The organism is Microbacterium sp. TW_SC_2 (assembly GCF_055361165.1).
Genome location: NZ_CM143952.1, coordinates 657,132 through 678,453 on the forward strand (window position 1 = coordinate 657,132; position 21,322 = coordinate 678,453).

At 68.6% G+C, this 21,322-nt stretch carries 26 protein-coding genes; 16 read left to right on the forward strand and 10 right to left on the reverse strand.

Annotated features, from left to right (window positions below):
• The first annotated feature begins 51 nt into the window (after positions 1–51).
• The 3 genes from nadE to ACWA14_RS03105 all read left to right on the forward strand — a co-directional run bounded on the left by nadE (position 52) and on the right by ACWA14_RS03105 (position 5,250).
• On the forward strand, positions 52–870 hold the full coding sequence (nadE, locus tag ACWA14_RS03095; RefSeq protein ID WP_463796013.1) for an ammonia-dependent NAD(+) synthetase: 819 nt from the start codon (positions 52–54) through the stop codon (positions 868–870).
• A gap of 131 nt (positions 871–1,001) precedes the next feature.
• Positions 1,002–4,472, forward strand: a complete 3,471-nt coding sequence (locus ACWA14_RS03100) for a TM0106 family RecB-like putative nuclease (RefSeq protein ID WP_463796015.1) — start codon at positions 1,002–1,004, stop codon at positions 4,470–4,472.
• 7 nt (positions 4,473–4,479) lie between these two features.
• Positions 4,480–5,250 (forward strand): hypothetical protein, encoded by a 771-nt coding sequence (locus tag ACWA14_RS03105; RefSeq protein WP_463796016.1) that lies wholly within the window; start codon positions 4,480–4,482, stop codon positions 5,248–5,250.
• Positions 5,251–5,260: 10 nt separating this feature from the next.
• Here ACWA14_RS03105 and upp read toward each other — a convergent pair whose 3' ends face one another.
• The gene (gene upp, locus ACWA14_RS03110; protein ID WP_230114471.1) at positions 5,261–5,893 is read right to left on the reverse strand and encodes a uracil phosphoribosyltransferase; all 633 of its coding nucleotides are present in this window, start codon (positions 5,891–5,893) and stop codon (positions 5,261–5,263) included.
• 62 nt (positions 5,894–5,955) lie between these two features.
• On the opposite strand from upp, the gene tadA reads away from it, so the two are divergent.
• Complete coding sequence (gene tadA, locus ACWA14_RS03115; protein WP_463796017.1) at positions 5,956–6,411, forward strand: tRNA adenosine(34) deaminase TadA; 456 nt, start codon at positions 5,956–5,958, stop codon at positions 6,409–6,411.
• A 21-nt stretch (positions 6,412–6,432) separates the two neighbouring features.
• Here tadA and ACWA14_RS03120 read toward each other — a convergent pair whose 3' ends face one another.
• Positions 6,433–7,404 (reverse strand): cation diffusion facilitator family transporter, encoded by a 972-nt coding sequence (locus tag ACWA14_RS03120; RefSeq protein ID WP_463796018.1) that lies wholly within the window; start codon positions 7,402–7,404, stop codon positions 6,433–6,435.
• Between the two features lie 60 nt (positions 7,405–7,464).
• Between ACWA14_RS03120 and proC the strand changes: the two genes are divergently transcribed.
• Together proC and ACWA14_RS03130 are read left to right on the forward strand one after the other, a co-directional pair.
• Complete coding sequence (proC, locus tag ACWA14_RS03125; protein ID WP_463796019.1) at positions 7,465–8,304, forward strand: pyrroline-5-carboxylate reductase; 840 nt, start codon at positions 7,465–7,467, stop codon at positions 8,302–8,304.
• A gap of 3 nt (positions 8,305–8,307) precedes the next feature.
• Positions 8,308–8,595, forward strand: a complete 288-nt coding sequence (locus tag ACWA14_RS03130) for a DUF1905 domain-containing protein (protein ID WP_463796020.1) — start codon at positions 8,308–8,310, stop codon at positions 8,593–8,595.
• A gap of 28 nt (positions 8,596–8,623) precedes the next feature.
• Here ACWA14_RS03130 and ACWA14_RS03135 read toward each other — a convergent pair whose 3' ends face one another.
• Together ACWA14_RS03135 and ACWA14_RS03140 are read right to left on the reverse strand one after the other, a co-directional pair.
• Positions 8,624–9,295 carry a potassium channel family protein gene (locus ACWA14_RS03135; RefSeq protein WP_463796021.1) on the reverse strand — a complete coding sequence of 224 codons (672 nt, stop codon included), beginning with the start codon at positions 9,293–9,295 and terminating at the stop codon, positions 8,624–8,626.
• Complete coding sequence (locus tag ACWA14_RS03140; RefSeq protein ID WP_463796022.1) at positions 9,288–10,718, reverse strand: TrkH family potassium uptake protein; 1,431 nt, start codon at positions 10,716–10,718, stop codon at positions 9,288–9,290. Before ACWA14_RS03140 ends, ACWA14_RS03135 begins: the two co-directional genes overlap by 8 nt.
• 105 nt (positions 10,719–10,823) lie before the next feature.
• On the opposite strand from ACWA14_RS03140, the gene ACWA14_RS03145 reads away from it, so the two are divergent.
• The 9 genes from ACWA14_RS03145 to ACWA14_RS03185 all read left to right on the forward strand — a co-directional run bounded on the left by ACWA14_RS03145 (position 10,824) and on the right by ACWA14_RS03185 (position 15,284).
• A complete protein-coding gene (locus ACWA14_RS03145; RefSeq protein WP_463796023.1) occupies positions 10,824–11,240 on the forward strand; it encodes an ArsR/SmtB family transcription factor in 417 nt (138 codons plus the stop codon).
• 93 nt (positions 11,241–11,333) lie between these two features.
• A complete protein-coding gene (locus ACWA14_RS03150) occupies positions 11,334–11,525 on the forward strand; it encodes a helix-turn-helix domain-containing protein (protein WP_463796024.1) in 192 nt (63 codons plus the stop codon).
• Positions 11,526–11,662: 137 nt separating this feature from the next.
• Positions 11,663–11,761 carry a 30S ribosomal protein bS22 gene (locus ACWA14_RS03155; RefSeq protein ID WP_003792170.1) on the forward strand — a complete coding sequence of 33 codons (99 nt, stop codon included), beginning with the start codon at positions 11,663–11,665 and terminating at the stop codon, positions 11,759–11,761.
• A gap of 83 nt (positions 11,762–11,844) precedes the next feature.
• Positions 11,845–12,147: a rhodanese-like domain-containing protein gene (locus ACWA14_RS03160; RefSeq protein WP_463796025.1), complete on the forward strand. Its 303-nt coding sequence runs from the start codon at positions 11,845–11,847 to the stop codon at positions 12,145–12,147.
• Positions 12,144–12,440, forward strand: coding sequence for a glutaredoxin family protein (locus ACWA14_RS03165; RefSeq protein WP_463796026.1), 297 nt, complete (start codon positions 12,144–12,146; stop codon positions 12,438–12,440). Before ACWA14_RS03160 ends, ACWA14_RS03165 begins: the two co-directional genes overlap by 4 nt.
• Positions 12,437–12,739: a Dabb family protein gene (locus ACWA14_RS03170; RefSeq protein ID WP_463796027.1), complete on the forward strand. Its 303-nt coding sequence runs from the start codon at positions 12,437–12,439 to the stop codon at positions 12,737–12,739. Before ACWA14_RS03165 ends, ACWA14_RS03170 begins: the two co-directional genes overlap by 4 nt.
• A gap of 145 nt (positions 12,740–12,884) precedes the next feature.
• Positions 12,885–13,700, forward strand: coding sequence for a transporter substrate-binding domain-containing protein (locus ACWA14_RS03175; protein ID WP_463796028.1), 816 nt, complete (start codon positions 12,885–12,887; stop codon positions 13,698–13,700).
• Between the two features lie 34 nt (positions 13,701–13,734).
• Complete coding sequence (locus tag ACWA14_RS03180) at positions 13,735–14,532, forward strand: amino acid ABC transporter permease (RefSeq protein WP_463796029.1); 798 nt, start codon at positions 13,735–13,737, stop codon at positions 14,530–14,532.
• Positions 14,529–15,284 carry an amino acid ABC transporter ATP-binding protein gene (locus tag ACWA14_RS03185; RefSeq protein WP_463797485.1) on the forward strand — a complete coding sequence of 252 codons (756 nt, stop codon included), beginning with the start codon at positions 14,529–14,531 and terminating at the stop codon, positions 15,282–15,284. Before ACWA14_RS03180 ends, ACWA14_RS03185 begins: the two co-directional genes overlap by 4 nt.
• Positions 15,285–15,398: 114 nt before the next feature.
• On the opposite strand, the gene ACWA14_RS03190 is transcribed toward ACWA14_RS03185, so the two are convergent.
• The 6 genes from ACWA14_RS03190 to ACWA14_RS03215 form a co-directional block, all read right to left on the reverse strand.
• Positions 15,399–15,575, reverse strand: a complete 177-nt coding sequence (locus ACWA14_RS03190; protein ID WP_463796030.1) for a YegP family protein — start codon at positions 15,573–15,575, stop codon at positions 15,399–15,401.
• 85 nt (positions 15,576–15,660) lie between these two features.
• The gene (locus ACWA14_RS03195) at positions 15,661–16,752 is read right to left on the reverse strand and encodes an ABC transporter ATP-binding protein (RefSeq protein ID WP_463796031.1); all 1,092 of its coding nucleotides are present in this window, start codon (positions 16,750–16,752) and stop codon (positions 15,661–15,663) included.
• Positions 16,749–17,543 (reverse strand): ABC transporter permease, encoded by a 795-nt coding sequence (locus ACWA14_RS03200; RefSeq protein ID WP_463796032.1) that lies wholly within the window; start codon positions 17,541–17,543, stop codon positions 16,749–16,751. The genes ACWA14_RS03195 and ACWA14_RS03200 overlap by 4 nt, the downstream gene beginning before the upstream one ends.
• Positions 17,540–18,478: an ABC transporter permease gene (locus tag ACWA14_RS03205; protein WP_463796033.1), complete on the reverse strand. Its 939-nt coding sequence runs from the start codon at positions 18,476–18,478 to the stop codon at positions 17,540–17,542. The genes ACWA14_RS03200 and ACWA14_RS03205 overlap by 4 nt, the downstream gene beginning before the upstream one ends.
• Positions 18,475–19,617 carry an ABC transporter substrate-binding protein gene (locus ACWA14_RS03210; protein ID WP_463796034.1) on the reverse strand — a complete coding sequence of 381 codons (1,143 nt, stop codon included), beginning with the start codon at positions 19,615–19,617 and terminating at the stop codon, positions 18,475–18,477. Before ACWA14_RS03210 ends, ACWA14_RS03205 begins: the two co-directional genes overlap by 4 nt.
• A gap of 131 nt (positions 19,618–19,748) precedes the next feature.
• Positions 19,749–20,261: an N-acetyltransferase family protein gene (locus ACWA14_RS03215; protein ID WP_463796035.1), complete on the reverse strand. Its 513-nt coding sequence runs from the start codon at positions 20,259–20,261 to the stop codon at positions 19,749–19,751.
• A gap of 156 nt (positions 20,262–20,417) precedes the next feature.
• On the opposite strand from ACWA14_RS03215, the gene ACWA14_RS03220 reads away from it, so the two are divergent.
• The gene (locus ACWA14_RS03220; RefSeq protein WP_463796036.1) at positions 20,418–21,245 is read left to right on the forward strand and encodes a sulfite exporter TauE/SafE family protein; all 828 of its coding nucleotides are present in this window, start codon (positions 20,418–20,420) and stop codon (positions 21,243–21,245) included.
• Positions 21,246–21,322: the final 77 nt, after the last annotated feature.

The following is a 21,322-nucleotide window of genomic DNA, read 5'->3' on the forward strand; positions in this document are numbered from 1 at the left end:
CCGATGTAACACTGGGGGAGGATACTGGCGTCGAGAAGACCGGAGGATCACGTGTCCCTGCAGAAGCAGATCTCTGAAGCGCTCGGCGTCTCGGCCGAGATCGACCCCGCAGCCGAGGTGGAGCGCCGCGTGCAGTTCCTCGCCGACTACCTGCGAGCCAGCGGTGCGAAGGGCTTCGTGCTCGGCATCTCCGGCGGGCAGGACTCGACGCTGGCCGGACGACTCGCGCAGCTCGCGGTCGAGCGGGTGCGCGCGGAGGGCGGTGCGGCGACCTTTCTCGCCGTGCGCCTGCCGTACCGCGTGCAGCACGACGCCGACGACGCGAAGGCCGCGCTCGCGTTCATCGCGGCCGACGAATCCGTCGAGGTGAACATCCAGAACGGCGTCGACGGCGTCGAGGAGGACATCGAGTTCGCGGTGACCAGCGACATCAGCGACTTCAACCGCGGCAACATCAAAGCACGGGTGCGAATGGTGACGCAGTATGCGCTGGCAGGTCACGGTAGCCAGCTCGTGATCGGCACCGACCACGCGGCCGAGGCCGTCACCGGCTTCTACACGAAGTTCGGCGACGGGGCGGCCGACATCCTGCCGCTGTCCGGACTGAGCAAACGTCAGGGACGTGCGCTGCTCCAGGTGCTCGGCGCTCCGGACCGTCTCGCCTTCAAGGTGCCGACCGCCGACCTGCTCGACGGGCAGCCGGGTCGAGCGGACGAGGACGAACTGGGTCTCACCTACGAGCAGATCGACGATTTCCTGGAAGGCCGTGAGGTCGATCCGGAAGTCGCCGGACGTATCGAGGCCAAGTACCTCGCGACGCAGCACAAGCGCAACCTCCCGGTGACGCCGGACGACAGCTGGTGGCGCTGACCATACGACGGACGCGCACCTGCGCCTGAGTCGCTCGACGGACACGCGCGGGGCGCGTCATCGGCGCGGGCGGAGCGCCTGAGTGTCGGATGCCGCGGCTAGGGTCGAAGCATCCGATCGATGGGAGCACAGTGCGGATCGACACTCAGGCGCGGCGCGTGATCTGGAGCGCGAGCGACCTCAAGGCGGCCGCCGAATGCGAGTTCGCGTGGTGCCGCGCGATCGACGCGAAGCTGGGCAGGGTGCCGGCGGTCGAGGAGCCGGAGGACGCCACGCTCGCGCGGGCTGCGCTGCTGGGCGACGTGCATGAACGCAACGTCCTGGCTCGGTACGTGGACGACCTCGGTGACGAGCGCGTGCATCAGATCGAGAAGGTGTCGTCGGTCGATGCCGAGGCCCTGTCCGCCGCGGTCGCCGAGACGATCGAAGCCCTGGGCTCCGATGCTCTCGTCGTGTTCCAGGCTGCTTTCGCGACCGAGGAGTTCGTCGGCTTCGCGGACTTCCTCCGACGAGACGACGACGGCCGCTGGCGCGTGCAGGACTCCAAGCTCGCCCGAAAGGCGCGGGTCACCGCTCTCATGCAGCTCGCGGCATATGTCGATCAGCTCGATCGCCTCGGCATCCCGAGATCCGACGAGGTCGACCTCATCCTCGGCGACGGCTCGATCAGCACGCACGCGGTCGACGACCTGTTGCCGCTCTTCCACGTCCGCAGGTCGCGCCTGCGCGCCCTCATCGCCGACCGCGGCATCGAGCAGGCGGCGAGCGGTGCGCCGCTCGCGTGGGGCGACGGTCGTGGCGACCTCGACGTCGTCGCCTGCGGGCGCTGCGCCACCTGCGAGGAAGAGGTGATCGCGCATCGCGACCTGCTGATGGTCGCACGCATGCGGCCGGTGCAGCGCGCGCGGCTGCGTGCCGCCGGCATCGAGACGATCGACGCGCTCGCATCGGCGATCGAGGCGCCACAGGGCATGAACGCCGACTCGTTCGCGACGCTCCGCGCACAGGCACGGGTGCAGCTGCGCGCGGATGCCGAGGGCGTGCCCGCGTACGACGTGCACTATGCGGCGGCCATCCACACGTTGCCGGTACCCAGCCTCGGCGACATCTTCTTCGACTTCGAGGGCGATCCGCTGTACACCGAGCCGTCGCCCGACGGCGAGGCGCACTGGGGAATCGACTACCTCTTCGGCTGGGTCGACAACGATGATCAGTACTCGGCGCTGTGGGCGCACACCTTCGCCGATGAGAGGCGAGCCCTCGAGGCGTTCCTCGACTTCGTGAAGCTGCGCAGAGCGGCGCATCCGGGCATGCACATCTACCACTACGCCCCGTATGAGACCGCCCACCTGGTCGCGATGGCCGCACATCACGGCGTGCGCGAGGCAGAAGTAGATCGGCTGTTGCGCGAGGGCGTGTTCGTCGATCTCTACCCTCTGGTCCTGCGCACGGTGCGAGTCGGATCGCGCTCCTACTCGATCAAGAAGCTCGAACCCCTGTACATGGGCGACGACGTCCGCACGAGCGATGTGCAGAAGGGCGACGACTCGATCGTGCAGTACGTCGCCGCACGCGAGTTCGCGGCAGCCGGGCAGCAGGCCGATGCCGACGCCGTGCTCGCCGACCTCGCCGACTACAACCGGTACGACTGCGTGTCGACCAGGCGGCTGCGCAACTGGCTGATCGAGATCGCACGTCGCGAGGGCGTGAACCCCGCGCCGCCGGATGCCGCGGACGATGTCGTGTACGAACCGTCGCCCCGGTCGGTCGCCCTGCTCGCGGATGCCGAGGCAGCGGTCGAGGCCGGAGACGACGGCCAGGTGCATCGCATCGCCGCCGCCGCGATCGACTACTTCCCGCGCGAGGCGAAGAGCTTCTGGGTCTCGCACTTCCAGCGGCTCCGGGAGCCCGTCACGATGTGGGACGGCACGCGCGACGTGGTGCGCATCGATCGACCCTCCTCCGTGGTGAGCCGGGACTGGAGCGTCGCGGAGGGGCGACGCGTGATGTCGCGAGACGTCGAGATCCGCGGCGAGGTGTCTCCGGGAACGACGCTGGGCGTCGGTGCGCAGCCCTTCGCGCTCTACGAGGCACCCGCTCCGTTCGACATCGAGGTGCCGTCTCGGGCCGTGCATGTACCGCACACGGTCACGGTGGCCGAGGTGCTCGACGACGGATACCTCGTGACCGAGACGGCGATCCAGGGACAGACCTGGGAGGAGATTCCGCTCGCGCTGACTCCGGCGGCGCCACCGCGCGTCGTCTCGCTGCAGGGCGCGATCGACGAGTGGGCGGACTCCGTGCACGCGGCGGCCCCCTCGTTCCCCGAAGACGCCGCGACGGACATCCTGCGCCGGGTTCCGCCGCGGACTCTCTCCGGCGGCGCGATCCCGCCCGCCGGCGACGACGTGATCGACGCGATCGTGCGCGCCGTCCTCGACCTGGATCGCAGTTATCTCGCCGTGCAGGGCCCGCCCGGCACCGGCAAGACCTTCACGGGATCTCGTGTGATCGCGCGGCTCGTCGCCGAACACGGGTTCACGATCGGGGTCGTCGCGCAGTCGCACGCGATCATCGAGACCCTGCTCGGGCGCATCGTCGCCGACGGGGTGCCGCCCGGTCAGGTCGGCAAGGCTCCCAAGGACCCGGCCGCCGACCCCCCGTACACGGTCATTCCGAAGAGCGGCATGGCGTCCTTCCTCGCCGAGCATCGCGACGAGGGGGCCGTGGTCGGCGGCACGGCCTGGGACTTCAGCAACACGTCGCGCGTCGACCGCGACGGTCTGGACCTGCTGGTGATCGACGAGGCGGGACAGTTCTCGCTCGCCTCCACGATCGCCGTCGCGGCCGGGGCGAAGCGACTGCTCCTGCTCGGCGATCCGCAGCAGCTGCCACAGGTCAGCCAGGGCGCCCACCCGGAGCCGGTCGACACCTCGGCACTGGGGTGGGTCATGGACGGCGATGCGGTGGTGCGCCCCGAATACGGGTACTTCCTCGCGCGGTCCTGGCGGATGCATCCCGCGATCGCGGCACCTGTGTCACGGCTCTCGTACGCCGGGAAGCTCGCGTCGGCGCCCGGCACCGAGCGGCGCGCGGTGCACGGTGTCGACCCGGGTCTGCACATCGTGCCGCTGCGTCACCGTGGCAACTCGACGCAGTCGCCGGAGGAGGCCGCCGAGGTCGTGCGGCTGGTCGGCGACCTCGTCGGCCGGGCGTTCACCGACAACGATGAGCCCCTGACCACCCGAGAGCTGACGCAGAGCGACATCATCGTGGTCACCCCGTACAACGCGCAGCGCCAGTTGGTGCTCGATGCGCTGTCCACGGCCGGATACCCGGACGTCCCGGTGGGGACCGTCGACAACTTCCAGGGCAAGGAGGCGGTCGTGTCGATCACCTCGCTCGCCGCATCGAGCGGCCGTGATGCGCCGCGGGGGCCGGAGTTCCTGCTGCTGCAGAACCGACTCAACGTGGCCATCTCGCGGGCGCAGTGCGTGGCCTACCTGATCCATTCGCCCGCTCTGCTCGACGACCTGCCGTACACGCCGGAGGGCGTCGCCCGGCTGAGCGCCTTCGCGCGCCTCGTCGGGGTCGTGGACTGAGTCCGACGTGCACTCCACCGAAGAGATCCTCCGCGCCGCCGCGGCGTGGTTCTGGGTGCCTCGCGACGGTGGACACGAAGGAGGTGAGCTGCAACTCGTGCGCTATCCCGCCCGCTTCGGCGGAGGCGTGCGCGGCTCGCAGGTCCGGTCTGACCGCACGGCCGCCGATGTCCTGGACCACGCGATCGCGCGGACCCGAGCCTGGGGCGAGGCCACGCTCACCTTCTGGACGAACCCGTCAGACGGTCCCGACCTCGAAGACGAGCTGCGTCGACGCGGTGCGGCGCACATCGACACGGTGACGGTGTTCGCGCTCGGGATCGAGGGTGCGTCGGTCGAGGTGCCGCCGACGGCGGACGCCGAGGTCGTCCGCACCCTCGAGCAGGTGCGCGAGGTCGACGCGATCAACGTGCCGGTCTGGCAGCAGGAGCCCCTCGACGCGCAGGGGCTGCGCGACGAGCTCGCCGAGATCGAGACGGGCCTGACCACGGGCGCGGGATTCCGTGTGCTCGGGCGACTCGGCGGCGATCCGGTGAGCACGGGTGGCTGCACCGTCATCGATGGCTTCGCGCGCCTGTGGGGTGCCGCCACGCTCGAGCGCGCACGCGGCGGCGGGGCTTACCGCGCGGTTCTCGCGGAACGACTCCGGGTGAGTGCGGAATGGGGAGCATCGACTGCCCTCGTCAAGGGGCGCGTCACGACCTCGGCACCGATCCTCACCCGCGCCGGGTTCACGCAGTACGGCGACGAGCGCGCGTATCGCCTTCGGCTCGACTGAGCCCGCGAGATCAGACCGTGCCGTACAGGCGATCGCCCGCGTCACCGAGACCGGGGACGATGTAGCCCTTCTCGTTCAGACGCTCGTCGAGCGCGCCGAGCACGAGGGTGACATCGCGGTCGCCCGCCATGGCCTCGATCGCCGCGACGCCCTCCGGGGTGCCGAGCAGGCAGATCGCGGTGACGTCTCTGGCTCCCCGGTCGAAGAGGAACTGGATGGCCGCGGCGAGGGAGCCGCCGGTGGCGAGCATGGGGTCGATCGCGAAGCACTGGCGGTCGCTCAGATCGTCGGGAAGGCGCTCCGCGTACGTCTTCGGCTCGAAGGTCTCCTCATCGCGGACCATGCCGAGGAAGCCGACCTCCGCGGTGGGCAGCAACGTGACGAGCCCCTCGAGCATGCCGAGACCCGCGCGCAGGATCGGGACGACGATCGGCCGCGGCTCGGAGATCTTCACGCCCATCGTGGTCGTCACGGGGGTGGTGATCTCGATGGGGCTGACCTTGACGTTGCGGGTCGCCTCGTACGCGAGGAGGGTCACCAGTTCTTCGGTCAACTGACGGAAGACGGGCGACGGCGTACGCGCATCGCGCAGCACCGAGAGCTTGTGGGTGATGAGGGGGTGGTCGGCGACGTGAACACGCATGGATACAGGCTAATGCGCCGCACGGTCCGACACGACATCGGATGCGGTCGTAGGCTCGACCCATGACCGCATCCGATGCCTCCGCGATGCGCCGCGCACTCGCCCTGGCGTCGGAGGCGGCGTCGGCGAACGAGATCCCGGTCGGTGCGGTCGTCCTGGACCGAACGGGACGCATCGTGGGCGAGGGGCGCAACACCCGCGAGGAGACCCACGACCCCACCGGCCACGCCGAGGTCGAGGCGCTGCGGGCCGCTGCGGCATCCCTCGGCTCCTGGAACCTGGAGGGGCACACGCTCGTCGTGACCCTCGAACCCTGCATCATGTGCGCCGGGGCGATCCTGCAGGCCCGCATCGGCCGGGTCGTGTTCGGTGCATGGGACGACAAGGCCGGCGCCGCGGGGTCGATGTACGACGTCCTGCGCGACCGGCGACTGCCCTACCGTGCCGAGGTCGTCGGCGGGGTCGAGGCGGATGCCGCGACCGCCCTGCTGCGCGCGTTCTTCGCCGACCGGCGCTGAACGACAGGGGTATTCCCCTGCTCAGTCCGAGGACTTGAGGACGAAAACGTCGGTCGGAGGTTCGGGGTCGATCGCCGGCCGGTACACATCCGGCTCGATGTAGACGACGCGGGCGACCGGCACGGCCTCGCGGATGCGGGCCTCGATCTCGTCGATGTCGTCTGCGGCCTCGCGCACCGACTTGTCCGAGGTGAGCGCGACCTTGGCGGCCACGAGCAGCTCATCCGGTCCCAGATACAGGGTCTTGATGTGGATGAGCTTCTCGACCTCGGGCCCCGCGTTGATGGCGTCGACGATCCGGTCGTGATCGCCGACGGTCGCGCCCTCCCCGACCAGCAGGCTCTTGGTCTCGATCCCCAGCACGATCGCGATCATCACGAGCAGGATGCCGATCATCAGGGTGCCGAGCGCGTCGAAGACCGGGTTCCCGGTGATCAGGGTCAGCCCGAAGCCGAGCAGAGCGAAGGTCAGTCCGGTCAGCGCCCCCACGTCTTCGAGCAGCACGACCGGAAGCTCCGGTGCCTTCGCGCGGCGCACGAAGGACACCCATGACTGCCCCTTGTCACGAACGAGGTTGCTCTCTCGCACGGCGGTGCTCAGCGAGAACGACTCCAGTCCGATAGCGACCGCCAGCACCACGAGCGGAAGCCACCACCACGTGCGATCGATCTCGTGCGGGTTGGTGAGTTTGTCGATCGCCTCGTAGATCGCGAACAGACCACCGACCGAGAACAGGATGATCGAGACGACGAACGCGTACACGTAGCGCTCGCGACCGTAGCCGAAGGGGTGGGAGCGATCGGCTTCGCGCCGCGCTTTGCGGCCGCCCAGCAGCAGCAGGAGCTGATTGCCGGAGTCGGCCACGGAGTGGATCGCCTCCGCGAGCATCGAGGCGGATCCGGAGAGGGCCCAGGCGAGGAACTTCGCCAGCGCGATGCCCATGTTCGCCAGGAACGCCGCGACGATGGCCTTGTTGCCTCCGGATGCACTCATGCCCCGATTCTAAGACCGCCGGCCACCGGAATCCCGGTGCGCCCGCCGTAGGATGACGACATGGTCGACTCGCTTCCCGCCCTCGCGTTCCTCGGTGCCGGCTCGATGGGAGGGGCGATCCTCCGCGGTGTCGTCGCCTCCGGCATTCGCGTGGACGGCGGCATCGTCGCCACCAACCGCACGCAGCAGAAAGCCGACGACCTCGCCGATCTCGACGGTGTCACCAGCATCGCGCTCGAGTCCCAGCCCTCCGGCAGTGCGGATGCCGCGGCATCCGCACGCATCGTGCTGGTCGGCGTGAAGCCGGCGATGGTGCCGGAACTGCTGCGCGAGATCGCCCCGCGTCTCGCGCCCGACACGATCGTGGTGAGCCTTGCCGCCGGTGTCACGCTGCAGACCTTCGCCCGGGAGCTCGGCGACGGCGCGCGCGTCATCCGCTCCATGCCGAACACGCCGGCGACGGTGCGCAAGGGTGTCACGGGTCTCGCCGCGGGTCCCGCCGCGAGTGCGGACGACCTCGCGCTCGTCCGCCGGCTATTCGAGACCGTCGGCGCTGTCATCGAGGTTCCGGAATCACAGATCGACGCGCTCTCGACCATCTCCGGATCCGGTCCCGCGTATGTCTTCCTCCTGATGGAGGAGCTCACGAAGGCCGCTGTCGAGAGGGGCTTCGACGAGTCCGATGCTCGTCTCATGGTCGAGCAGACCTTCATCGGTGCCACCGCACTCCTCGATGCCTCGGACGTCGACCCCGCCGAACTGCGGCGCCGGGTGACGAGCCCGAAGGGGACCACCGAGCGTGCGGTCGCCGTGCTGCAGCAGGCACGGCTCGATCGGACGTTCGCCGATGCCACGGCCGCCGCGCTCGCGCGGGCCGAGGAGCTCGCCGCGGGAGCCTGAGCCATGCGGCTGCGGATCACGGGCGAGATCTGGTACTGGCGCGGCCCCGCGCCGTACCACTTCGTCACGGTGCCGCCGGCCGAGAGCGAGATGATCCACGAGATCGCGTCCGTCGTGACGTATGGCTGGGGGATGATCCCGGCATCCGTCACGATCGGCGACACCACCGTGACGACGGCCCTGTGGCCCAAGGACGGCGGCTACATCGTCCCCGTCAAGAAGCTGCTGCAGGACCGAGAGGGCGTCGCGGTCGAGGACACGGTCGAGCTCACGCTCGACATCGACGCCTGAGCCGCGGGCACCCGGTGAGGGAGCGGACTCAGCGGTCGAGTGCGGCGAACCGTTCGATGTCGCTGTTGGTGCCCGACACGATGATGAGGTCGTGGTTGGTGACGATCGTGTTCGCCTCGGCGTAGCGGAAGGGCTTGCCCGGGCTCTTCACGCCGACCACGGTGACGCGGTACTTCGTGCGCACGCCGGATTCGTTCAGGCCGACTCCCCGGATGAACTTCGGCGGGTACATCTTGGCCAGCACGAAGTCGTCGTCGAAGCGGATGAAGTCGAGCATCCGCCCGCTCACGAGGTGGGCGACGCGCTCACCGGCCTCCCGCTCGGGGTAGATGACGTGGTTCGCGCCGACGCGGGCGAGGATCTTGCCGTGCGACTGGGAGACGGCCTTCGCCCAGATCTGCGGCACCTTGAGGTCGACCAGGTTCGCGGTGATGAGCACCGAGGCCTCGATGGAGGAGCCGACGGCGACGACGGCGACCTGGAAGTCCTGGGCGCCGATCTGGCGCAGCGCGTCGATGTTCTTCGCGTCTGCCTGCACGGTGTGCGTGACGCGATCCGACCACTTCTGCACGAGCCCGAGGTTGCCGTCGATCGCGAGCACTTCGCGCTCGAGACGATCGAGTTCCCCGGCGCAGGCCGCGCCGAATCGGCCGAGGCCGATGACGAGTACGGGAGCGTCGCTGCGGAGTACTTCAACCAACGATCGGCCTTTCCACGGGAAGTGAGTAATACTGCGATCGAGAGGTCGCCGCGATCGCCGCGGCGAGTGTCACTGTACCAATGCGGCCCATGAAGATCGTCGCGGCCAGGACATAGGTCGCGGAATCCGGGAGCTCCGCCGTGAGACCGGTGCTCAGCCCGACGGTGCCGAACGCGGAGATCACGTCGAAGAGCACGAAACTGATGTCGGCTTTGGTGATCTGAGCGATCGTGATGGTCGAGAGGGCGACGATCGTCGCGCCCCACGCGACGACGCTGAGGGCGACACGCTGCACATCGCTGGGGATGCGACGGCCGAAGACCTCGACCGACTGGCGACCCTTCGCCTCCGACCACACCGCGATCGCGAGCACGGCGAGGGTCGTGACCTTGATGCCGCCGGCAGTCGACGCCGACCCGCCGCCCACGAACATCAGCATGCTCGCGGCGACCAGAGATGAACCGTTCAGGTCGGCGATCTCGATCACGCTGAAGCCCCCGGAGCGGGTCATCGCCGAGAGGAAGAAGGCTTGGAACGTGGTGTCGACGGCATCCATCGAGCCGAAGGTCTTGGGGTTGTTGTACTCCAGCACGAGGAACACCGCTGCGCCGAGCACGAACAGCAGCACGGTGGTGACGAGCGTGAGCTTGGTGTGCAGCGACCAGCGCTTCACGTGCCACACGTGCTTGGCGAGCGTGTAGATCACCGGGAAGCCGATGCTGCCCAGGAAGACGCTCGCCATCAGCACGGAAAGGACGAAGTAGTCGTCGGCGAAGATGGTGACGCCGCCGGCGTTCGGGGTGAAGCCGGTGTTGGTGAACGACATCGCCGCGTAGAAGGGCGCCTCCCACAGCGCGGTGATGGGGTCGATCCCTGCCATCACGAGGCCCGGGTACAGCAGCACCGCGACGATGCCCTCGATGAGGAGGGTCGACAGGGCGACGGTGGTGAGCAGCTGTCCGACCTCGCCCAGTCGCACGGTCTGGCTCTCGTTGACGACACCGCCGTGCGCGCGCAGGGGGTTCGTGTCGCCGGCGGCCATCAGCTTCGCGCGCAGACCGAGCCGCTTCGAGATCACGAGGCCCATCAACGACGCCAGCGTGAGCACGCCCATTCCGCCGATGTTCACGCCGATGAAGATGAGCACGTGCCCGAACGGCGACCAGTGGGTCGCCATGTCGACCGTCGCGAGGCCCGTCACGCAGATCGTCGACACGGCGGTGAAGAGGGCGTCGCTCAGCGGTGTGACGGTGCGCGAGGCGGAGGCGATCGGCAGGGACAGGAGCCCCGTGAACACCAGGATGAGCGAGGCGAAGATGACGATCGCGAAGCGTGAGGGGGAGGAGGTGACCAGATGCTTGACGCGGGAGGCCAGATCTCGCCACACGCCGCGCGAGGACGACGTCGACACGAAGCCCGACATCGCATCCCCCTCCGTGCTTCCAGAACCGCCCTCGGCGGACGCGCGGCGCCGTCGGCCGAGCCTTCGTCATGGTACTCCGTGCCAGGGGCGACTACCCTGAACTTCATGACGGACATCTTCGACGTGATCGCAGACGGTACGAGGCGCGACATCCTCCAGCTTCTGCTGCGGCGCACCACCGAAGGAGATGCGGGCACCAGCGTCAGCCACATCGTCGCCGACCTCGGCATCAGCCAGCCCACCGTGTCGAAGCACCTGAAGGTCTTGCGCGATGCCGAGCTCGTCTCGGTGCGGGAGGACGGCCAGCGTCGCTTCTACAGCCTCGCCGTCGAGCCGCTCGAGGCGGTCGACGACTGGCTCGTCCCGTTCCTGATGGACGCGTACGGTGACGACGCCCCTGACATCCAGTACCCGACGCTCCCTCTTCACGAGAGTGCCACGCACGCGGCCGAGGCCGTCGGCCGTGCCGCGGCATCGGCCAAGCACGTGGTCGCGACGGCGCTCAAGCGCCTCGGGGCCTGATCACTCGAGTCCCACAGACCACAGACGCCCCACGGGTTTACAGCTGTCCCAGCTACCCCATAGAGTGTGCACATTGAGAAAGGGGTACGTGGGATGCCCGAAGTTCCTGAAGTCCGGTTCCTGACCGTGGCCGAGGTCGCCGCGATCATGCGCGTGTCGAAGATGACCGTCTATCGACTCGTGCACTCCGGCGATCTGCCCGCCATCCGCTTCGGCCGCAGTTACCGCGTGCCCGAGTCGGCCGTCGCGGACGCCCTCCAGCGCCCGATCGCCGACGTCGGCTGAGTCCTGGAGACCGCGCTCCCCGGTGATGTCCGCCGAGGTCCCGCGGTTTGCTAGACTGATCCGAGGCATTTTTTCCATGCTCGTACCCGGGTGTCCGATTTCACGCGACGCCCAGCCGCTGACTTAGTGAGGTTTCCGTGGGTTCTGTCATCAAGAAGCGCCGCAAGCGCATGGCGAAGAAGAAGCACCGCAAGCTGCTTCGTAAGACTCGCCACCAGCGTCGCAACAAGAAGTAAAGCAACGACACACGAGCGCCTGTCTTCGGACGGGCGCTTTGTGTCTCCGGCCCTTCCCGCACCCGCCACACCGTGAGGACGACATGAAGTCGATCACCGTCTCCGAGCTCGCCGACCGCTCCGCCACACCGCTCATCGACGTCCGTGAGACCGAGGAGTTCGCCGGCGGTCATGTACCGGGGGCGATCAACATCCCGATGTCCGAGATCGGCAACCGCCTGGACGAGCTCCCGAGCGAGTCCTTCGACGTGATCTGCCACCTGGGCGGACGCTCGGCGCGCGTCGTCGAGGCGCTCGAGGCCCGCGGATACGACGCGACGAACGTCGAGGGCGGCACGAGCGAATGGGTGGCCCAGGGCCGCGAACTGGAGACGCCCTCGGCGTGACCACGCTCACGCTCATCGGGAAGCCCGACTGCCACCTCTGCGCCGTCGCATCCGAGGTGATCGATGCCGTGGTCGCCGAACTGCCGGACGCCGCCGCCGAGCAGATCGAGATCGTCGAGGCGTCCATCCACGACGACCCCGCACTCGCCGACCTGTGGTGGGAGAAGATCCCGGTCGTCCTCATCGACGGCGAGTTCCACGCGCACTGGCGCGTCTCGCCCCACCGCTTGCGCGATGCCCTCGAAGCGGCTGTCCGCTCCGTCGCGCTCGATGACACCAAGGAGATCCGATGACCATTCGCCATGTCGTGAGCTGGAAGCTCGCCACTGAGGACGCCGCCGAGCGCCAGGCGCAGGCGGCCGAGGTCGTCCGGCGTCTCACCGCGCTGCAGGCGCACATCCCGCAGATCCTCGCGATCAGCGCGGGCGTCAACGTGGCCTACCCGGAAGCGAACTGGGATGTCACGCTGGTCGCCGATTTCGCGTCACTGGAGGCGCTCGAGGAGTACCAGGTGCACCCGGCGCACCTCGAGGTCGTGGACTTCGTCCGCTCGGTGGTCTCGTCACGGGCCGGCGTCGACTTCGAGGTCTGATCCCGCGGTACGACTCGACCAGACTCACTTGCAACACAAATGTGATCCGCCAGACGGGGAACTCGTCGGTCGCGGCGACAGGCCGCATGTTTAGATGAACTCCTACGTTCCCCCGGGCATCCACCCACGTCTCATAGGAGCTGTCATGCAGCGTCGCACCATCTTCGCCGGGCTCGCGCTCGCGGCGACCGCCACTCTCGTCCTCTCCGGCTGTGCCGGCTCTTCGGGCGGCTCCGACAGCGGCGAGCCGGCAGCGGGCGACGAGTACGGCCTGGTCGAGGCGGGAACGCTCACGGTCTGCTCCGACATCCCCTACGCTCCCTTCGAGTTCGAGGGCGGGGACAACGGCACCGGGTACACCGGCTTCGACATCGACCTGCTCGACGCGATCGCCAAGAAGCTCGACCTGGGGCTCTCCGTGCAGGACGTCGGCTTCGACGCGCTGCAGTCGGGCACCACTCTCGCCGCGGGCACCTGCGACGTGGGCGCATCCGCCATGACGATCACGGATGAGCGCAAGGCGAACATCGACTTCTCCGACCCGTACTACGACTCGCTGCAGTCGCTCCTCGTGCGCACCGACTCGGGCATCGAGTCGATCGACGACCTCGACGGCAAGAACGTCGGCGTGCAGCAGGGCACCACGGGCGAGAGCTACGCGACCGCGAACGCGACGGGTGCCGAGCTCGTGCAGTACCCCTCCGACGGCGAGCTGTGGCCGGCCATGCAGGCGGGTCAGATCGATGCGATCCTGCAGGACCAGCCGGTGAACCTCGAGCACGAGAAGGCCGACTCCGCCTACGAGATCGTCGAGACCTACGACACCGCCGAGTCCTACGGCTTCGCCTTCGCCAAGGGCGAGAAGGACGAGCTGCGCGAGGCGATCAACGGTGCGCTGAAGGAGCTGCAGGACAGCGGCGACTACCAGACGATCTACGACAACTACTTCACCGCGAAGTAATCGGCGAGCAGCGTAGGACAGGGAGACCTTGACAATGGCGTTGAGGCGCACCACGAAGAGCAAGCTCTACCGGTACATCGTCTATGCGGTGCTGATCGCCATCGTCGTCTGGGCGGCGGTCAGCACCGACTGGGCGAAGATCGGTCCGCTGTTCTTCAACCCGGAGATCGCGGCGAAGATGTTCCCCGGGATCATCACAACCGCGCTCGTGAACACGCTGTGGTTCACCGCCGTCGCGTTCGTCGCCGGGCTGCTGCTCGGTATCGTGCTGGCGCTGCTGAAGCTGTCGTCCATCGGACCCTTCCGGTGGATCGCGACGGCGTGGATCGAGCTTTTCCGCGGGCTTCCCGCGATCCTGACGATCTTCGGCGTCGCCTTCATCCTGCCGATCGCCCTGGGGATCTCGGGTCGTGACCTGGGCGGGCCGGTCGTGCTCGGCCTGGTCGGCCTCATCCTCGTGGCCTCGGCGTACATGGCGGAGACCATCCGGGCCGGCATCCAGGCGGTTCCCAAGGGGCAGACCGAGGCGGCGCGTTCGCTCGGGATGTCACCGATGAAGACCACGTTCTGGATCATCGTCCCCCAGGGATTCCGCATCATCATCCCGCCGCTGACCAATGAATTCGTACTGCTGCTGAAGGACACCTCGCTGCTCTTCGTCGCCGGCACGTTCATCTGGTCGAAGGAGCTCACCAACTTCGCTCGGGATGCGGCGACCCAGAACACCAACGCGACGCCGCTGATCATGGCGGCGATCCTGTACCTGATCGTGACGATCCCCCTCACACGCTTCAGTGCGTGGCTGGAACGACGGATGGCGAAGCAGCGATGATCACCGACCTGATTGATGTCCACGCCCCCGCGATCGACCTGCAGGGGCTCGTGAAGAGCTTCGGCGACAACGAGGTGCTCAAGGGCATCGACCTCACCGTCACCGCCGGCGAGGTGGTCTGCGTGATCGGTCCCTCCGGATCGGGCAAGTCGACGCTGCTGCGCTCCATCAACCTGCTGGAGGAGCCCACGGGCGGCAAGGTGCTGATCGAGGGGATCGACATCACCGATCCCGACGTCGACATCGACCGCGTGCGGACGCGCATCGGGATGGTGTTCCAGAGCTTCAACCTGTTCCCGCACCTCGATGTGATGGGCAACCTCATGATCGCGCAGCAGCGCGTGAAGAAGCGCGCGAAGGCCGAGGCCGAACGCATCGCGCACGAGATGCTGGCCCGCGTGGGCCTGTCCGAGAAGGCGGATGCCTTCCCCGGGCACCTCTCCGGCGGACAGCAGCAGCGCGTGGCGATCGCCCGGGCGCTCTGCATGAACCCCGACATGATGCTGTTCGACGAGCCGACCTCGGCCCTCGACCCCGAACTGGTGGGAGAGGTGCTGCAGGTCATGCGCACTCTCGCCGACGAGGGGATGACGATGCTCGTCGTGACCCACGAGATGGGCTTCGCGCGCGAGGTGGGTTCGCGGCTCATCTTCATGGACGGCGGCCACATCGTCGAAGAGGGCGACCCGCGCGAGGTGCTCGGCAACCCCCAGAACCAGCGCACGAAGGACTTCCTCTCCCGCGTGCTGTAGCGACCGCCGCTCGGTGAGCGGGCACAGCGGGACGAAACGCCTCATGTTCCGCAGAACGTGAGGCTTTCGTCTCGCCGCTGTGCTCCTCGCTCGACGACCGGGATCTCGGCGGTGTCAGGCCTCGACGACCTCGGCATCGGGGGCGTTTCGCCGGACGGACTCGATCCCGCTGAGGGCGCCGGACTTGGAGGAGTAGCCCTCGCTGATCGCGATGACCTCGCCGTTGCCGGCCTTCAGACGGAAGCGGTACTCGCCGGAGGCGTCGGTGTACAGCTCGAACGTGCCTGCCATGAGGCGTCCTTTCTCTGACGGATCGAGGAGTCGGGCCCCTCGAGGCTCACGGTAGCCCCAGCCCCACATCAGGGGAAGAGTGATCTCAGCCGCGCGGGTGCACCGCCACGGGTTCGGGCGAGACCGCGATGCGCACGCGATCTCCGAAGGCCGGGCGGATGCCGGGCGCGTGCTGCACCCGCACGAGGTCTCCGGACTCCGTGCGCACCAGTGTGCGGCGCATGCTTCCGAGGAAGGTGCTCTCCTCGACGAGCGCATCCGTGGCGGCATCCGCCTCGGAGGCGAAGTACACGTTCTCGGGGCGCAGATACACGTCGACCGGACCCTCGGCCGGGGTCTGCAGGGGCAGCCGTTGTCCCCACACCATGACGTGATCGCCCTCGCCGACTCCCGAGACGATGCTCGAGAGTCCGACGAACGCCGCGACACCGGCCGTGGAGGGGGTCGTGTACAGCTCTTCCGGCGAGCCGATCTGCTCGATGCGACCCGAGTTCATGACGGCGATCCGGTCGGAGACGGCCAGAGCCTCCTCCTGGTCGTGCGTCACGAACACGGTCGTGATGCCGAGGCGCAACTGGATGCGGCGGATCTCGTCGCGCAACTGCACGCGCACCTTGGCGTCGAGGGCGGAGAGCGGCTCGTCGAGCAGCAGGACCTTCGGTTCGGTGACCAGCGCGCGCGCGAGCGCCACACGCTGCTGCTGACCGCCGGAGAGCTGGTGCGGGAATCGGTCCGCGAAGTCGGTCAGTCCGACGAGTGCGAGGGCGTCGAGGGCGCGCTTCGCCGCTTCGGTCTTCCCGACCCCGCGACGCCGCAGTCCGAATGCCGTGTTGTCGGCGACCCGCAGGTGCGGGAACAGCGAGTACGACTGGAAGACCATCCCGATGTCGCGCTTGTTCGTGGGCACGCGCGACACGTCCCCGCCGCCGAGCAGCACGGCGCCCTCGTCGGCGACCTCGAGCCCGGCGAGGACACGGAGCAGTGTGGTCTTGCCGCAGCCGGACGGACCCAGCAGGGAGACGAACTCACCGGGAGCGATGTCGAGGTCGACGCCGTGGAGTACGCGGGTGCCCGCGTAGCTCTTGACGATGCCGCGGAGCTCGACGCGGGTTCCCTCACCGGCCTCGGCGAGCAACAGGTTGTCGGCCGTGCGGCGGAGTGCGTGTTCGAGGGTCACGAGCGGGCCTTTCCGGTGCCGCGGGCGACGCGGCCGATGAGGAGGAGGAGAAGGAAGCAGAACAGCAGGGCCAGCAGGGTGAAGATCGCGGGCGCGTAGGCGTCCTGTTTCTGCACGACCACCAGCGCTGTCTGGAACACGGGCCGGTTCAGCAGGGACGCGATGGTGAATTCGCCCAGGACGACAGCGATCGAGATCAGCGACGACGCGAGCAGACCCTGACGCAGATTCGGCGCGAGCACCCGGAAGACGACGGTCGGCCAGCTCGCGCCGAGCGACCGGGCGGCTTCCGCGAGCGTCTTCATGTCGGCCGCGTCGATGGACGCCTGGATCGACCGGTACGCGAAGGGCAGCACGGTGATGCCGTAGGCGAAAGCCAGTGTCCACGTGCCCGTGCCCAGGGTGCGACCGATCTGGAGGTAGATCGGGGCGAGCCCGACCACGAGCACGATCGCCGGGATCGAGATCGGCAACAGCACGACGAACTCGAAGAACGGCCGCAGCTTCGGGAAGCGCAGGTTCATGAGGATCATGGTCGGGGCCAGCAGGAACAGCACGATCAGAACCGTGACCAGTGCGAGTACCAGGGAGTTGCCGAGGCCGGTCCAGATCGGCTTGAGCGCTGCCGACGTGGCGGGGTCGAACACTGCCGCCCACCGGACGAACGACAGGCCGCCGGCGGGGTCGCGCAGCGTGTAGAGGAAGGTGGAGACGAGCGGGATCAGGAAGAAGGCGCCGACGACGACACCGATGATCCAGCGGGTGGCGACGGAGGGACCCAGACGGATCATGCCTGCCACCTCGCTGCCCGGCGCTGGATGAGGGAGTACAGCGCCATGACGACTCCGACCACGACGATCATGCCGAACGCGAGCGCGCCGGCGAGGTTCTCGCGGCCCAGCACGGTCTCGCTCGTGAGGGCGGTGCGGATCTGCAGCGGGACGATCTGCGATCCCTGGCTGGACAGTGCCGCAGCGGTGGCGTACGACGAGAACGCGTTGGCGAACAGCAGCAGCAGGCTGGCGAGGAAGGACGGGGCGAGCACGGGGAGGCCGATGCGCAGCCAGAAGCTCGTGCGCGTGCCGCCGAGGGTGAGGTTCGCCTTGGTCCACTGCGGCTTCAGTGCGGCGAGAGCCGGCATGAACGTGATCACCATCAGAGGGATCTGGAAATAGAAGTACGGCAGGTAGAGACCGGGCATCTCGTAGATCCAGGCGCCGTTCTCGAAGAGCCTGATCCCGAACTGCTCCTCGAGGAAGACCGTGATGACTCCCTGCAGGCCGATCGTCGCGATGAAGGCGAAGGCGAGCATGACGCCGCCGAACTGGGCGAGAACGCCCGCGGCCGCATCGACGGTCGACCGGGTGCGGCCCTCCGGATCCAGCCCCAGCAACGCGTAGCAGACCAGAGCGCCGACGATCGCCCCGACGACGGCGGTGAGCAACGACAGCCCGGCCGAGTTGGCGAACGTCGTCAGGACCACCGGGTCGGCGAGGGCCGACATGTTGGTCCAGGTGAGATCGCCCTCCTCGGTGAACAGGCCCGAGCCGATCGCGAGGATCGTCGGCACGGCGAGGAACAGCAGAACGTAGGCGGCGAAGGGGACGAGTCCGAGCCAGGCCCAGGACGGTGCGGACCGCCGGGCCCTCGCGCTGTGCGAGGACCCGGCGGGGGAGGCGGGGGTGGATGCCGCGGCATCCACCCCCGGTGTGGTGAGAGTGGTCACTGGACCGCCGCTGCCCACTTCTCGCCGAGCAGCGTGCCGGCCTTCGTGCTCTGCTCCTCGGTCGGGACGACCGTGTCCTCCGGCACCTCGGGGAGTGCGGACGCGAGGTCGGCGTCGATCGTGCCGGCATCCGTCATGGCCTCCATGCGAGCCGGGCGGGCGCCGCCCCCCAGCCACAGGTTCTGCACGTCGTCGCTGTAGAGGAACTCCTGCCACAGGCGGGCGGCGGCCGGGTGCGGGGCGTCGATGTTGACGGCCTGGTTGTAGTAGCCGGCGTACCCGGTGCCGTCGAGCACGACGACCTCCCAGTTCTCGTTGTCGGCCTTGTGCGAGGCGTTCAGGTAGTCCCAGTCGAAGACCACGGGGGTCTCGCCACTTGCGACCGTCGCCGTCGTGACGTCGACCTTGAGGAGGTTGCCCGCCTTCTGCAGCTCGGAGAAGAAGTCGATCCCGGGCTGGAAGTCGTCGAGGGTCCCCTCGGACTGGACGGTCGCGAGTCCGACGGCGGCGAAGGCCGCACCGGCCTGGGTCGGGTCGCCGTTGATCGCGACAGCTCCCTTGTAGTCGGCCGACAGGAGGTCGGCGAGCTCGGACGGTGCATCGAACTTCGACGAGTCGTAGCCGATCGACATGTACCCGCCGTAGTCGCCGACGAAGAGGCCCGTCGGCTCCTTGAGCTCTTCGGGGATGTCGTCCCAGGTCTGCACCTTGTAGGGCGCGAAGTAGTCGGTGTTCTGCAGGGCGACGGTCAAGCCGATGTCGAACACGTCGGGTGCGGTGTCGAGGCCCTTGTTCGTCTCGGCGGCCTGGATCTCCTCGGCGCTCGAGACATCCGGGGAGGCCTCGTTGATCGTGATCTCGGGGTACCGCTCGGCGAAGAGGTCGAGGATCTCGCCGTAGTTGGCCCAGTCACGGGGAAGAGCGATGACGTTGAGCGCGCCCTCCTCCTTGGCGGCCGCCTCGAGATCGGCGAACGTACCGAAGTCGGCGACGGAGGTCGCGGTCGCCGCGTCGACGGTCTCTCCGCCGTCGGCCGGGGCGGCGTCGGCGGCGGAGGCGCAGCCGGACAGGGCGAGTGCGGCCGTGGCGGCCAGGGCGATGCCGGCGCCGAAGCGCGCGCGGCGGGTGATGCGAGCCATGTGATTCCTCTCGGGTGACCGGCGAGCGCCGGTGCGGGGGTGCGAGAGGAGGCTATGGGCCGCGGGTTACCGGTCATCGCGGATCGAGTGAACGCGCGGTATCCGGTGCGTGGCGTCTCGACGCCGCGGACTCAGCCGGGGAGGGTGAGCTTGAAGCCCCGGTGGGAGCCGACGTACCCCAGCCGCTCGTAGAAGCGGTGCGCCTCGGTGCGGGCCGCATCCGAGGTGAGCTGCACCATCGCCGCGCCGAGGGCGGGGGCGGCGTCGTCACCGACCCAGCGCATCACGGTCGAGCCGATGCCGGACGAGCGCAGGTCGCTGCGCACCCGCACGGCCTCGACGAGCAGGCGACGCGCGCCGCGTCGGGCCATGCCGGGGATGGAGGTGAGCTGCAGGGTGCCCACGATCGCGCCATCGAGCTCCACGACGAGCAGATCATTCGAGGGTTCGGCCACGATCTCGTCGAGGGCGGCCGTGTAGGCGGGGCGGTCGGCGTCGGATGCCACGTCGCCCCGCGCCGCGCTGATCGGGTCGTCGGCGAGCAGCGCGATCACGGCATCCGCGTCCGCTCTCGTCGCGCGGCGGAGCAGGGCGCGACCGACGCGGGAGTCGAACGCGTGGGGGAGGGGCAGAGCGTCGAGCATGACCCCAGTCTGTCAGCCGACCAGTTAACCATTCCGCACGATCGCGCCGGAGTCGCGAGGATCGGGCGTCTGCCGCCCCGAACGCGACCCCTTGTCCTGAATCGTGAACGTCGGGGCGCGTCGGCCGGGGTGGTGCGCATCTGGCATTCTGGCGGGATGGATATCGGCGCAGTGCTCGGGCTCGAGCAGCTCACCTGGGGCCTGCTGCTGCTGGTGATCCTCGCGGCCTTCGGCGCCGGCTGGATCGACGCCGTGGTCGGGGGAGGCGGGTTGCTGCAGCTCCCCGTGCTGCTGCTGATCCCGGGGATCGCCCCCGTGCAGGCTCTCGCGACGAACAAGTTCGCCTCGGTCTTCGGCACCGCCACGAGCAGCGTCACCTACTACCGGCGCGCGAGACCCGACATCCGCACCGCGGTGCCGATGGCGGTGATCGCTCTGGTCGGATCGTTCGGGGGAGCCGCGGTCGCCACCATCCTCCCGCCGGCCGCGTTCAAGCCGATCATCGTCGTCGCTCTGCTCGCGGTGGCGCTGTTCACCGCGTTCCGACCGCAGCTGGGTGCCGCGACGAAGCTGAGGTTCCAGGGCCGGCGGCATCACGTCATGGCCGGGGCCGCCGGGCTCGGCATCGGCTTCTACGACGGCATGATCGGCCCGGGCACCGGCACGTTCCTCGTCATCACCCTCGTCGCACTGATGGGCTACGACTTCCTGCAGGCGAGCGCCAAGGCCAAGATCGTGAACTTCGCCACCAACGCCGGCGCCCTGCTGCTGTTCATCCCGCACGGCTCGGTGCTCTGGCTGCTCGGCGGCATCCTCGCCGTCGCGAACGTCGCGGGCAGCTACCTCGGCTCGCGCATGGCGATCGCGCGCGGCACCACCTTCATCCGGGTGGTGTTCCTCGTCGTCGTGATCGGGCTGATCGGCAAGCTCGGCGTCGACGTCTGGAATGAGAACATCCTGCCGGCGCTCGCACTGCTCGGCTGAGCGCGTCCTCGACCGTGGTTCCTCGGCCGTGCGCTCCCTTCGGCCGTGCGCTTCCTCGGCTTCGTGCGGTTCGCGCG